Origin of the sequence: Clostridium sp. AM34-9AC, from assembly GCF_003480225.1 — a bacterium.
GTDB classification, from domain to species: domain Bacteria; phylum Bacillota; class Clostridia; order Lachnospirales; family Lachnospiraceae; genus Acetatifactor; species Acetatifactor acetigignens.
On record NZ_QUIU01000006.1, the window covers coordinates 104047 to 118049 of the forward strand.

The 14003-nt window shown below is 44.6% G+C and carries 12 protein-coding genes and 3 tRNA genes; 10 read left to right on the plus strand and 5 right to left on the minus strand.

From position 1 onward, the window contains the following. Nucleotides 1-3 precede the first annotated feature (3 nt). The 8 genes from DW835_RS05335 (at nt 4) to DW835_RS05370 (ending at nt 7699) form a co-directional block, all read left to right on the plus strand. Nucleotides 4-1341, plus strand: coding sequence for a serine hydrolase domain-containing protein (locus DW835_RS05335; protein WP_182430252.1), 1338 nt, complete (start codon nt 4-6; stop codon nt 1339-1341). A 56-nt stretch (nt 1342-1397) separates the two neighbouring features. Further along, nucleotides 1398-2327, plus strand: a complete 930-nt coding sequence (locus tag DW835_RS05340) for an ABC transporter permease subunit (protein ID WP_243037058.1) — start codon at nt 1398-1400, stop codon at nt 2325-2327. Next, nucleotides 2324-3163 (plus strand): carbohydrate ABC transporter permease, encoded by an 840-nt coding sequence (locus DW835_RS05345; RefSeq protein WP_118669162.1) that lies wholly within the window; start codon nt 2324-2326, stop codon nt 3161-3163. The genes DW835_RS05340 and DW835_RS05345 overlap by 4 nt, the downstream gene beginning before the upstream one ends. 176 nt (nt 3164-3339) lie before the next feature. Then, the gene (locus tag DW835_RS05350) at nt 3340-4476 is read left to right on the plus strand and encodes a DUF3048 domain-containing protein (protein ID WP_118669161.1); all 1137 of its coding nucleotides are present in this window, start codon (nt 3340-3342) and stop codon (nt 4474-4476) included. Between the two features lie 284 nt (nt 4477-4760). Next, nucleotides 4761-6143: an MATE family efflux transporter gene (locus DW835_RS05355; protein WP_118669160.1), complete on the plus strand. Its 1383-nt coding sequence runs from the start codon at nt 4761-4763 to the stop codon at nt 6141-6143. A gap of 8 nt (nt 6144-6151) precedes the next feature. Then, nucleotides 6152-7351: a DUF3810 domain-containing protein gene (locus DW835_RS05360; RefSeq protein ID WP_118669159.1), complete on the plus strand. Its 1200-nt coding sequence runs from the start codon at nt 6152-6154 to the stop codon at nt 7349-7351. A 151-nt stretch (nt 7352-7502) separates the two neighbouring features. After that, nucleotides 7503-7575, plus strand: a tRNA-Phe gene (locus tag DW835_RS05365). Between the two features lie 53 nt (nt 7576-7628). Next, a tRNA-Gly gene (locus DW835_RS05370) sits at nt 7629-7699 on the plus strand. A gap of 199 nt (nt 7700-7898) precedes the next feature. On the opposite strand, the gene dinD is transcribed toward DW835_RS05370, so the two are convergent. The 3 genes from dinD to DW835_RS05385 form a co-directional block, all read right to left on the minus strand. Then, nucleotides 7899-8792, minus strand: a complete 894-nt coding sequence (dinD, locus tag DW835_RS05375; protein ID WP_118669158.1) for a DNA damage-inducible protein D — start codon at nt 8790-8792, stop codon at nt 7899-7901. A gap of 168 nt (nt 8793-8960) precedes the next feature. Continuing rightward, the gene (locus DW835_RS05380; RefSeq protein WP_172594829.1) at nt 8961-9170 is read right to left on the minus strand and encodes a DUF4177 domain-containing protein; all 210 of its coding nucleotides are present in this window, start codon (nt 9168-9170) and stop codon (nt 8961-8963) included. A gap of 52 nt (nt 9171-9222) precedes the next feature. Beyond that, a complete protein-coding gene (locus DW835_RS05385; protein WP_118669157.1) occupies nt 9223-9405 on the minus strand; it encodes a hypothetical protein in 183 nt (60 codons plus the stop codon). Between the two features lie 261 nt (nt 9406-9666). Here DW835_RS05385 and DW835_RS05390 point away from each other — a divergent pair, with 261 nt between their 5' ends. Both DW835_RS05390 and DW835_RS05395 read left to right on the plus strand, forming a co-directional pair. Then, a complete protein-coding gene (locus DW835_RS05390; protein ID WP_118669156.1) occupies nt 9667-10389 on the plus strand; it encodes a hypothetical protein in 723 nt (240 codons plus the stop codon). Between the two features lie 171 nt (nt 10390-10560). Further along, nucleotides 10561-10632: transfer RNA gene (locus tag DW835_RS05395), tRNA-Gly, on the plus strand. 230 nt (nt 10633-10862) lie between these two features. Here the strand turns inward: DW835_RS05395 and DW835_RS05400 are convergent. Then, complete coding sequence (locus DW835_RS05400; protein ID WP_118669155.1) at nt 10863-12392, minus strand: hypothetical protein; 1530 nt, start codon at nt 12390-12392, stop codon at nt 10863-10865. Between the two features lie 61 nt (nt 12393-12453). Next, nucleotides 12454-13956: a spore germination protein gene (locus DW835_RS05405; protein WP_243037059.1), complete on the minus strand. Its 1503-nt coding sequence runs from the start codon at nt 13954-13956 to the stop codon at nt 12454-12456. Nucleotides 13957-14003 lie beyond the last annotated feature (47 nt).

A 14003-nucleotide genomic window follows, 5' to 3' on the forward strand; every position in this document is an offset into this window, starting at 1 on the left:
GGTATGGCAGCTAAAATGAGAGAACTGACGGAACAGAATATGCAGGAATTTGTAAAAGAAGTGGAAAAAAGAAAAATTCCTTTACACAGTGTGCTGATCGCACAACATGGGAACCTATTGTTTGAAAAATATTATGCACCCTATTGCCGTAATAAGTTGCAGAGAATGTTTTCTGTGACTAAAAGTTTTACTTCACTGGCAATCGGATTGCTGGAGCAGGAAGGGAAAATTTCCCTGCAGGATCCTATCTGTGATTATTTCCCGGAATATCTGCCCGGGAGAGTGCATCCTTGGCTGGCAGAGATGACGATAGAAAATATGTTGAAAATGCAGACATGTTACAATATGACAACTTATAACAAGACCAGCACAACGGAAAACTGGGTGAGGAGCTTTTTCCAGACAGAACCCACCCACAGACCCGGAACTCTCTTTATGTATGATACCTCATCCTCCCATGTGCTCTGTGCGCTGGTAGAAAAACTGACCGGTGAAAAGATGCTGGATTACCTGAAAGAAAAGTTGCTGCGCCAGAATGGCTTCAGCGAGGAGTCTTATATCATAGAGGATCCCTTTGGAACCTCTATGGGAGGGAGTGGCCTGATGGCTACTCCCGAGGATCTGCTGCGTACCGGCTGTATGCTGTTAAAGCAGGAAAAGGGATCCTATGCAGCGAGAGCGACAGAACCGAGAACGGCAACACAGCTTGATGGCGATGATCGCTGGTATGGATATCAGTTCTGGATCCCGATGGAGGGGACTTTTGCAATGCTGGGGCTGGGCGGTCAGATAATGCTGGCAGTTCCGGAAATGGATCTCGTCGTTGTAACGACAGCAGATACACAGGGTATGGGCGGAGCCGAGCAGATGATACTTGCCGCAGTGAGAGAAGTGCTGCTGAAGGATTGTTTCCCGGAAAACGATGTGGAGAAAACAACGTTGCCTGTGCTGCGTACGGTATTTGAAGGAAAACCTTGTGCAGATTTCGGGAAAAAATATCCGCTGCTCCGAAATAAGTATGGATTTACATGGTGTGGTGTGACTTTTTCCGATGCGGATCAAAAAGGAGTACTCTCGTATGAAATAGAAGGAAGAGAATGTCAGCTTCCCTTTGGAATCGGACATCTGGAAGAGGGAGAGTTCCCTATATACAAGGAGAAATGTGCTTCTTCCGGAGCCTGGATAGATCAACATACGCTGTTTATCCTTTGCTGGCTGATCGGAGAAAGTGTTGCGTCCATCCGCTTCCGCCTCTATTTCTCGGAAGATGGACTGACCATACATATGAATAAAACAGAAGAGACAAAGTACAACGAATATATGGGATTTTTGAATAGCTGAGATAGAGCAGCCGGAACGGAGGGTAAACGTTGAATGTGAAAGAAAAAGGAAAAACTTTGCCTAAGAGGACGCCTGGAGGAACCCTGTTCAAGCACGCCCGTGCATATCGGGGAGTCTATCTGATGGCGACACCGGTATTGGTGTCAGCTTTGATATTTTATTATCTTCCTATGTTTGGTATCCGTTATGCCTTTTTTACATATAAAGGAATCAATGATCCGATTTTCATAGGAATAAAGCACTTTGTAAAAATGTTCAGTATGCCGGGGTTTTGGAAGGCGTTCAGCAATACGTTGGTGCTGAGTATTACAAAGCTGATTCTGAATACCGGTGCTGCGGTGATCATTTCCGTATTGTTAAATGAATTAGTTTTTTTAAAATTGAAAAAGGTATTTCAGACGATTGTATACATTCCGCATTTCATGTCCTGGGTAGTGGCAGCATCCATATTTTCCATGATCCTGTCTCCGACATCCGCAGGATTGGTCAATGATGTTCTGATGAAATTACACTTGATCACGGATAATATCTATTTCCTCGGAGACCAGAAATGGTGGAGATTTTCGTATTACATAATCAATGTCTGGAAAGATACCGGCTGGGGAACGATTATTTTCATGGCAACGCTGGCAGGAATCAGCCCGGAATTGTATGAAGCAGCGTCGATGGATGGGGCAAACCGTTTCCAGAAGATGATTTATATTACCCTGCCTGCGTTGAACAATACGATCGTAACGGTACTTGTATTGAATCTGGCGAAGGTTATGAATCTGTTTGAGTCAGTTTTTGTATTACAGAATGATGCAGTGATCAAAGTATCAGATGTATTGCAGACTTATATTTATACGCAGACATTTAACTCCGGTGCAATACCGGACTATGGATATACCACAGCGGTCGGTATGTTTTCCTCTATTATAAGCTGTATTCTGGTGCTGGTATGTAACAGGGTAAGCCATAAGACGAGGGGAAGAGGTATTGTATGATGAAAAAGAAAGTGAAAATTTTTGATATCGTATTGATCGTGATATTTACAGTATTTTCGCTGGTGATGATCATCCCGGTATATAAAGTACTGGTGGACTCTTTTGATCTGAAGACGGCTTATGGCATGAAACTGTTTCCGGAGCAGTTCGGGTTCGCAGGGTATAAAACAATTTTTACCAATCCGACGATGTTCAGACCGTTTCTAATCTCCTGTTATACTACTGTTATGGGTACGGTCATGGGACTGCTGATCTCTGTGCTGGGAGCGTATGTATTGATCCAGTGGAAGATGCCGGGGCGGGCATTTATTGCCAATGTACTGCTGTTTACAATGATATTTAATGGAGGTATGATCCCGACTTATCTGGTTATGAAGGATTTCCATCTGACAAATAATCTGTGGGGGGTAATTCTGCTGCCTGCCATAAATGTCTACAATCTGGTGTTGATGAAGAATTTCTTTGAAGGAATTCCTGTGAGCCTGATGGAATCGGCAGAGATTGATGGCTGTTCACATTTCCGGATCTTGTACAAGATTGTATTACCGCTGTCGAAAGCAGCACTTGCATCTATCGGACTTATGTATGCGGTAGGATATTGGAACGATTACACCAATTATAAGCTGTATATCACGAATTCAAATCTGTATAACTTCCAGATGAAGCTGCGTGCATTGATCATGGGAAGTGATCTGCCGTCAGCGATAGAAGGAGCTACAGAAAATACAGTAAAAAATGCATCAGTTATCGTAGCAATCCTGCCGTTTATGATCATTTATCCATTCTGCCAGAAATATTTTGTACAGGGTGTAAATATCGGAGCAGTAAAGGAATAATAAAGAAAACAAAAATGACACCAGCATATAATTGCCAGGTGTCATTTTTTATGAAAGAAAATCTCAAGAAAATCTTAAGAATTTTCGGTGGACAAACATAGGACTTTAGGGATACAATGTATTTTAGAGTGCCGGTCGAGAGACCGGATAGAACAAACAGATGAAAGGAAGCATTCATGAAAAAGAAAGTACTTGCAGCAATTTTAATTGCAGTAGGCGTTCTGACCGGCTGTGGAAACAGTGAGCCGATCTCTTCTCCGATCCAGACCGTAGAAGCAGAGCCTATTGCTACCGATACCAAGGAGGTAGAGCAGCCTGCCGCAACTGAGTCTTCCGCGGATGAAGTTGCACCGGAGCACTCCTATCGCAGCGAACTTACCAACGAGTGGATCGATGAGGATCTGAAGGATCAGCGTCCCATCGCGGTAATGGTAGATAACGAGAGAACCGCACTGCCTCATTTCGGCACCGCAGATGCAGATGTTGTATATGAGATCATGAACAGTACTCTGAACGACAGAATTACACGTTTCATGGTAGTCGTAAAGGACTGGGAGAAGATCGAGCAGCTGGGTAGTATTCGTAGTGCACGTCCTACCAACTTCATGCTGGCAGCTGAGTGGAACGCAGTTCTCTGCCATGATGGTGGCCCTTACTTCATCAATGACTGGGTAGCAAAAGATTATTCCGCTAACTTCAGTGGTGGTTTCGCCCGTTTCAACAATGGTAAGGCAACTGAGTTTACCGAGTATATTACTTATGATACCTATACCAACAGCCAGAAGGGCAAGACCTATGACGGTCTGAAGCAGCGTTTTGCAAATTCCAAGTATACCACTACTTACAATGATTACTATCAGGGACCTCACTTCAAATTTGCAGACGGAGAAGTTACCTTTGATGATAGAAGTGATGCTATCAGCGCTACTACCATTGAGCTTCCTTTCAAGCACAACGGTTCTACTCTGAAGTACAACGAAGAGACCGGAACCTATGATTACTATGAGTATGGTTCTGCACACAAGGATGCTGACAGCAATGCACAGCTCACTTTCGAGAACGTTATTCTGCAGGATACCACTTTTGCAGAACTGGGTGAAGGCTACCTGATCTACAATGCCATCGACTCCGGACGCTCCGGTTACTACATTACTCAGGGTAAGGCTATCGAAGTTACCTGGACCAAGTCTTCCGAGAACGCTATTACACATTACTATGATGCGAAGACCGGTGAGGAGATCCAGATCAATACCGGTAAGACCTATATCTCTCTGATCCCCAGCGATGGTTGGAGCAGCCTTGTAATCAAATAAGTCTGACCATGACTTCAGAATTAAGAAAAAGATCCCTTCCGCAGGCAGATGCTGTGGGAGGGTTTTTTTGCGTATACGATGAGCCAAGTACTGATTTGTGCCTGCACAAGAATCTGCATTGCCGTCTGGCGATGCGCCTTTCCATGATGTAAATAAAAAAGATAATAAAAAAGTGTTTTAATACATATAACCCTAAAATCTCCGTGGAAACCACTGAAAAATTGACGTATAATACGACTTAGATTTGGAAAGACATAGATAAGAACAACTTAGGAGTGATGGCGATGAAAACGGCTAAAAAATATAATCCGGATCTGATATTGCACGGAAATCTGATCAGAGCGATCCTGTCTCTGGCAATTCCCGTAGTGATTAACAGCTTCCTGCAGACGATGTATAACCTGACGGATACTTACTGGCTGGGAAAAATTGGAACAGAGCAGCTGGCGGCAATCAATCTTGTGACACCGATGCAGAATATTATTACGAATTTCGGCAGCGGCATCACTGTGGCCGGTGCAGTCCTCATTGCGCAGTATATCGGTGCCGGGGAAAAAGAGGATGCCAGATCCATGGCAAATCAGATATTTGCCTGTGCCATGGGATTTGCCGTGGTCTGTGCCACACTGTGTTTTCTGGGAACACCCGCTATCATCAACTGGCTGGGAGCTGACGGAGGAACTGCATATTATGCAAGAGTTTATCTGCGGGTGGTCATCTGGGATATGCCCTTTTTATATATGGTCAACATTTTTTCCGCAGTACATCAGGCACAGGGAGATACGGTGCGCCCCATGTTCCTTAATCTGGGAGGTATTACGCTGAATCTGTTCCTGGATCCGTTTTTCATGATCATCCTGGATCTGGGAACTGCCGGTGCAGCACTGGCTACGCTATTGGCGAAAGCGATTCCGGCCATGGTGGCTTTCGGACTTCTGTGCAGACAGGAAAATGATATCTGCCTGAACCGTGCGTACATGCGATTACAGAGGGAAAAACTGGGAATGATCCTTAAGATCGGTCTGCCTACCGCTATCGGCGGAAGTACCATGCAGCTGGGATTTCTGCTGATGAGTAAAAACGTGTTTGTCTACGGGACGGAAGCCATGGCGGCTTACGGTATTGGCAACAAGGTGAATGGACTGATCACGCTACCCTCCAATGCCATTGGTTCGGCAACGGCCACTATCGTGGGGCAGAATATGGGAGCAAAGCAGCAGGACCGTGCGGAGAAGGGATATCGGTTTTCCATGTGGATATCGGTTGTATTTTTGTTCATAGGTGGTATGATCTTATCAAGAGATATGATTTCCACGGCAATTGTCGGAATCTTTTCCAAGGATGCGGAAGTTGTGGGCATGGCGGCAGACTTTTTAAGTGTTATGGCATTTTGGTGCTTTACCAATGGTGTGTACAATACGACATCCGGATTGTTCCAGGGAACCGGACACACGGAGGTGACCATGGCTATTGATGTGACCAGATTGTGGGTATTCCGTTTCCTGACGCTATGGTTCTGTGAAAGTGTGCTACATATGGGTGTACGCAGCGTCTGGTATTCCGTGGTGATCAGTAACAGCATCTCATCCCTGATTCTGTATGTTCTGTACCGCTGTGGTATCTGGAAGAAGACCAGGATCAAGGTGGGAAAAGAGGAAGCCGCTTAAGGAGTACTATGGAGAAAAAGAAATCCCATAAGAAAAGTTTTCGAGTTTATTTAAGCATCGTTGCAGTTCTTTTACTGCTTCAGGTCGTTGCCTGGAGCAGCAGAAGCCTCAGCGATGCTTATATTGATTATATTTTCCCAATCTGGGTCAATACCTACGGAAGGATTACAGGGTTGTTTCCCTTTTCCGTGGGCGAATGGTTGATTGTGGCAGGGATTCTGGTGGTGCTTGCTGCGGTTGTGCTGGGATGCAGTTTGCTGATTCCGGCGTGCAGACATTCGGAAAAGTACTGCCGGGGAGTGAAGGAATATTTTGTTTTTTTTGCTTGGACGTTGCTTGCCGTATTTGCCATTATGACGCTAAATTGTACCATGATCTATCATGGGTCTACATTTTCGGAGAAATATTTCGGTGAAGAGGAAGCGCAGGAGCAGACAACACAGGAACGAACGGAGGAACTGCTTCGGATCTATAATGATATCGTCCGGCACTGTAATGAGCTCAGTGAGGTCATGGAACGGGATGACAGTGGTGCCGTGGTGTACTCGGGTGGTGTGGACAGCCGGGGTAATGCGGTGGATATGGAGGATAAAGCCATCGATGTGATGCAGAGCCTGGGGAAAAGGTATGACCAGCTGGATGGTTATTATCCCCGGCCGAAGGCTATGTTTTTCTCGGATTTCATGTGTCAGATGTATATGTGTGGCTATTATTTCCCGTTTTCCATGGAGGCAAATTACAATGATGTCATGTACATCATGGAAAAACCGGCAACCATGTGTCATGAGCTGGCTCACATCCGGGGGTATATCTATGAGGATGAGGCGAATTTTATTGCATTTCTGGCCTGCGTAGAGTCGGATGACAATACTTTTCAATATGCGGGTTACTTAAGTGTGCTGAATTATGTGGCAAACGATCTGCATAAGACAAGACTGGCGGATCCGGACAGCTATGCGGCGGCCAGAGAGGCGGTACATCCGTTACAGGTATTACAGCAGGTGCAGGAGGACAATATCTTTGTCACAGAAGAGCAATGGGAGAGAATCAACGGAAAAGCTGTGGTGAATACGGAGACGGTGGACAGTGTTTCAGATACCCTGACCAATGCTTCACTGAAATTGAATGGTGTTTCGGATGGCATGATCAGCTACAACCGGGTGGTGGAGCTTTTACTGCAATGGTACGGGGAAAAAGAGGAGTTTTAACCGTATCATTTGTAGGAGATAGAGGAATAATTGCAAAAATTTAAAATTTTTTTGATAAGGTACTTGACATTTGGACGAAATTTGTGTAGACTACGATTGTTGTGACGCAGAGCAGTCATGAAACAAGATTGCAAGTAGGATTAAGTCGCGGGCCCAGATAGCTCAGTTGGTAGAGCAGAGGACTGAAAATCCTCGTGTCACTGGTTCGATTCCGGTTCTGGGCATTTTCGCAGGACACCATTTCTTAAAATGGCCGCCCTGCTTCATATATAAACATGCGGGTGTAGTTCAATGGTAGAACACCAGCCTTCCAAGCTGGATACGTGGGTTCGATTCCCATCACCCGCTTTTAAAAACCCTTGATTTTTCAAGGGTTTTAATTTTCATGTTGCATCCATTCCAAAAAGGTACGTCGATTCTCTTTAGTATCCTTTTTATCAAACAAAAGTCTCCAGGCATTATATTTTTCATAATTAAAAACTTGTTCAAGGTGATTTATCGGTTTGCCCGGTAATCAGCGCTGGTGTTGGTGCACTGGGCTGATTTTTTATTTCAATTTTTTCTTTTGCTCTCTCTCTAATTGCTGAATACTTTTTTCCGGTGTAGGCAAATCTTCCGGCATTGTGCCACCAAGATCTTTAATGGTGTCACGCACCTTTTTACCAACCTCAAAGTGGGTTTTATTCGCTTCCTGTTTGCCTTGAATATTTTCACGGCGGAGTTTTGCTTCCGTCTGAGTAGCACGGAAGAGGTTGGCAGCTAATTCTTCATATCCCATGTAATCGAGTATGTCTTGTGATTTCTTTAAGCCTTTACGCTCCTTTATATCGCTAGCCTTTAAACCACCATATAGTCCCATATATCCGTAATTTTGAAATATAGCATAATCCAGGGTAGTTTCAACACCAGCATCCTTGGCAGCAGCTACTAACATTTTATTATGCTCTTTCATTTCCTGCCGGATGGCGATACGTTTTTGATCTTCGGAAAGATTTTCATAATTTTCAATTAGTTCTTGCTGTCTGGTTTTTACTGCAAAGTAGGTTTGTCCAAGTGCAATAACCTTTTTTCGAGGATCACCATTTTGCACAATAAGATAACAAGCATATCGTGAAAGTTGAATATCTCCGATATCCTTACTGGTGGCACCAGCATTTACGATTTTGTTGACGTCAACAAAATGGTCAGATACCGCGTTATTACTACCTCGGCAGGCTTCTTTTGCCTTTTCAATAACCTTGCAAAAGTTTCTCCACTCAGTATATTCCAGAGCGATTTGTAAATCTCTGGCATACCAAAATTCTTGCCCGTATTTATTTACATGACGAATAGATTCAAATAGTGACTCGGTATAATTATTTTTCTCTTCGTCAGAAAGAGCTTTCGAGAGCACGCGGTCGTGCAAAGCATTTAACTGTTTTTCAAATTCTTGTTCGTTCATTACAATTCTCCTTTGTATGTAAAAAGAGCCCTGGAATACAATTCCAAGACTCTTTCGCGACCGGACACCAGTCATTCGCTAATTAGCGGAATAATACCATTATGTGCAAGCCTTGTCAAGTTATTCCTAAAATTTATATTTTTGAAAAATTGCACCGGTGCAACAACATCAGAGTTTCTCGAATACCATAGTAGCCTGGATCCGGTCTCCGCCGCCGAAGCCGGTACTATTGGCAGAAGCGGTGGTAATAGTGTGGTGCAGGCGGTATCCCTTTGCAGCCTGGGCGTTGATCACATCCTCGAGCTCCTTCAGATTCTTGGATGCAGTTCCGATAAGTTTCTCCTTAAGTGTCACTTGTAATACTACATACTGATTCATAGTGATTCCCATTTCTTTTGTGCGCCCCGATCTCGATCATCTCTTTTACAAACTAAATGTCCTCCGGCTTCACTTTCCGTGAGGCATCGAAGAGGACCTTGTATTCCGGATTCTCGAAGAGGAACTGAGCCATGTCACGGGCTTCTGGATTGAGATAATAGCTATCCGGAATAATTTCAGTAGATTCTTTTTTTCCAATAAGGTAATTCATGTCGACATTGAGTAAATCACCCATGAGGTGTTTCCTTCCAATTAAATTAGTAGAGCTGCACTACAATAATTGTAGAAAACATATGTTCCCGTGTCAAGAAAAAAAGCAGCATTTTTTGACCTGGAACAATTACATAAAACCCAAAATTAGGTTTGACTTTCAAGAGATCTTGTCTAAGCAGAATGATGCTTTGTTGATAAGTACGTGAAAGAGCTGTGTGCGGATGACCAATTATAACAAGGTGCCCCGGGAGACTGAATAAAATAGTGAATACCTCCGATATACATGATAGAACAGGTAGACCCGGAAACAGGAACGGAGGGGCTTATGCAGGTCGGTGGAGTCGGAAGCGGACATGACACATATTCTCATCATGTAACATCATGCCTTCATGAACATGGGGCAAATACGGATACGGGCAGTATGGGGGCTAAGTCCGGAGCCGCGCAGACGGCGCAGATGGCTACAGAAGCCTTGCAGGAGAATTCTAAGGGAAACCTGTTGTCCTGGGTACAGAATATTGGGAATAGTGGAAAACAGCTCTTACAGAAGATCTGGGGAGACAGTAAAGAATCCAATGATGCGATAAGTTCGCAGAAGGATGGCAGCGGTAATCATATCGCGGGTCAGGAGACGCTTGTTACGGGAAATTCTGTGGGCGTGAAGACTACGTTGAACAGGGCGGCGGTGGAGACGGCGGCGACGCATACCTATTTCCAGCCGATAGAGACACGAGAGGCTGTGCCGACAACACCGTTGCAGAAAGTGCGTTATCAGGTACAGAAGGTAGCCAGAAGACTGATGGACCGGCTGCCGGGACGATTCCTGGGATCCCATAGCGGAGATTTCCTGCAGACAAAGCAACAGCATACTAAAGAGGATCTGCGGAAGAGAAGCCAGTACAAAGAGGACGATCAGGAGATCGAATGCATTCTTACGGATGAAAGCTACCTGACAGATTCCTATAATCGAAAGGGAGAATACAGCCATCTTACTACGGATAAATAGGATGTGGTGAAATTTTTCGTAAAATTTCAAAAATTTTCTTGACAGTTTGGCATTCATCATGTAATATAGTCTTTGCTGTGAGACACACAGCAGACATTCATCAGATTGCGGATGAATGTCAACACAATTAATTTCATACCTTCAAGATACAGGTTTTGACCTGTACATTATGCGCGAGTGGCTCAGCGGTGGAGCACCTCCTTGCCAAGGAGGGGGTCGCGGGTTCGATCCCCGTCTCGCGCTCTCATGAAAAAAAGAACGATACCAAATCGGTATCGTTCTTTTTTTTGAGCCCTGCCAGGGCTCGAAAGTTCGATGTCTACGCTCCGCTCCGGTCAGCACTTCTTTCTAATAAATTCTGTGTTTCGCAATACCTGTGTCTGATCGTACAGTGGGTGACATAATATATCGGGGTTTGTATTTTTCTAAAATGATGAATGGGAAAGCCACTGGTGACTTTCCCATTCTATTTTCTATTCTACTATGATATGTAACATGCCATTTTCATCTTCTGTTACTATTGTTCCACCCAATTCACCATTTTCATACATTCTTAATAATATCCTGTTTTCAGCGATACGATATTCCTGATGGTTGGCTCCTGTGAATAGGGAACCATCAGGTAAGTAATCTCCTACGTGGAAAACTTCTCCATATCGTGGGGAGCCTTCTTTCATGTAAACGGCATAGCTTTCTTCGGAACCTGCTCCTTTGCCAGTGTCGTAAACCCAGCACCAACCTATAGTTCCATCTGCTCCTTGAGATTGTGCATATCCCGTCCACGGTTCATAACCACCATATTCTTCTGTCACTTCATTAAATTCTTGTTTTCCAAGGGCAAAGGCGATGTCTCCATCTATGTTGGTTGCCTTGGGATCTACATCCTCCGGATTTACATCAGGATAAATGATGTTCTCGGCAATTTCATCCATTAAACTACCATCACCTGCTACATGATAATACATGAATGACATTGTCGTAAATAATCTGACCGCTTCACCTTTTGTAATTGCTGCATCCCAATCTTCTAAGTCTGATTCTGAAATTAACTCCATATTAGTAGCTATTTCAAATGCTTTATACATATCAGATGGAACTCCCTTACCCGGATCAGAGATTGCTTCTGTAAAGCTGATGTCTCCTGCATCGGATACTGTTGATATTGCTACATCTTCAAGATAGGTGTTATTCTTAAAACCATTGTTATCCATATATGCCTGGTAGTCTTGGCTATAATAGTTTGCTAACAGATAAATGTACTCTCCTCTTGACATTGCTGACGTAAAAGTCTCTTCATTTAAACCAGTCGAAGTATTCACATAGGCATATTCATCCATTGGTGCGGCAAAATTGGTATATTGTGTTTCTCCTACTTTTGCTGTGAAGTCACTGTCTGTTTCTGGTGCCTGTGCTTCATTTACCTGAGTCATTGCTCTCATTATTAACGTCATTGCCTGTGCTCTTGAAAGGGGGACATCTTCATCAAACTGTCTTTCTTCTTGGTCTGGAAGCAATTCAAAGTAGGCATTGATAGTTGCATAGGGAGCATTCGCATAATCTGCATCTATATCTGCATAATATTCTATTGCCATTTCACCAAGCTCTAAAACAGACGACACTACCATCATATAGCCTCGAAAATATTGATTTTTTATTGCTAAAAGTAACGTGATATTCTGGTCTGGCCGTGTTGTTAATGGATTCGTATATAAGTTACCCTCTTTGTTGCCTGTGGTTCCTGTTACTTCTACATATTCCTCAAAGGCTGCTCTTAACTCCGGATGTGTTTCTAAACTTGAGAGTGGAATCCAGGGGAGTGACACCGTTTTTGATTCTTCTGTTTCTGTTTCCTCCGGCACTGTGGTTTCTGCCTGTGCGGATTCAACAGTAGCAGTGATGGATTCATTGCCGGATGTGGTTTCCTGCTTGCCACAGGAAGCAAAAGATAAAATACATAAGGTTATCAAGGTTAAAATAGTTGCTTTTTTCATAAATGCTCCCATCTGTTATTTTTTCATGAGTTAATGGTATTGTACCACAGAAGGGGGAATAACGCTATAACGTTTATTTTGTGTGGTGCACATGTCCGCGGGACCAGACTTTACTGGGCTGTGCCTTATAGGTGGGGCGGCGGAACAGGAGGCTTCGGAGAGCCGGGCCGTTAAAAGGAAAGAGGGGCCAGAAGTAGCTGAAGCCCGCGAAGGTTGGTGTGGTAATCATGGAGAGTGACACAAGCGTCAGACCGATAATAAAGCCGGGCAGACCCCATAATCCGGTGGTGACCACAAGGAGAATTCGATAGATCCGCAGAGCATCAGCAAATTCGATACTGGAGAGGGACAGATTCGCCAGCATGGTGACAGCAGCATAGAAGAGGACTTCCGTGGAGGCCCAGTTAAGACTGACAGCAATGTCACCGATTAATAGTCCGCCGACAATGGACAGAGCACCGGAGACGCGGCTGGAGCTGAGTGCCGCTGAATACTTGAAAAGATCCAGCAGGAACTCCACCGCCAGCACATAGAAAAAAAGGCGGAAGGGTGACAGATCGCTGACGGGTGTGAGCTGTAGCGAGGCAGTAATCTCGGGATAGTAGGCGGAGAGAAGTAAAAATACCGGAAGGAGTAGGAGACTGACCGGGATGCACAGAAAACGGATCATGCGGAAGTAGGTTCCGGTCAGGGGATTGTTGTAATAGTCCTCCGCACTCTGGGTAAACTGGAAGATCGTACCGGGAAGCAGCAGAACGGCAGGGGAGTTGTCCACGATGAGCAGAATATGCCCTTCGCACAGATAGCTGCAGGCCACATCGGGCCGTTCCGTCAGCTGGATACTGGGCAGAGGATTCCACCAGCGTTTTTTGATCAGGAGTTCTTCCAGACTTTTGCTGCCCATGGTCAGGGAAGTGATCTGTAATTGGGAAAGCTTTTTCTTTAAGGTATCTAATAATTCCTCATTGACCTGATCCGCCAGATAGGCGATAGCTACATCCGTGCGGCTTTCTGCACCCAGAGAACAGATAGAGAATGTCAGTTTCGGAGAACGCACTCTCCGGCGGATCAGATTGGTATTGAACAACAACGTCTCCACAAAACCGTCCCGGGCACCACGGGTGATCCGTTCGGTGTCAGGTTCGGAAATGCTGCGGACAGGATAGGTACGGACATCGATGATCACGGCCTGTGCAAAACCTTCTACCAGAAGGACAGAGGGGCCACTGAGAATATTTTGCAGAATCGTATCTATAGAGGAAGTCAGTGACACCTGGGCATACCCCAGTTTGCTCTGCACATAGCGAGGGAGATCCCGGATTTCGGAATCCAGTGTATAGAGGGGGTCCTGCAAGTCGGAAAAAATTTGTTGAAGGATCTCCGTCTTACAAAAACCATTGACACCGATCCAGTAAGCCGGCGTATTTCCCAGCTTCAGGTCACGGGTGATCAGGTCAAAACTGTCATCCAGTGGCAGCAGAGCGTGGAAAAGTGCCGTATTTTTGGATAGATTTGTGGATAAGGAGCGTTGTACCATAGTGGGGAATCCTTTCTGATCACTTGCATAGACTGCCAAACAGGTATATGGTATTATTATTCAGATAGATTCCCCAAGTTTTTCGG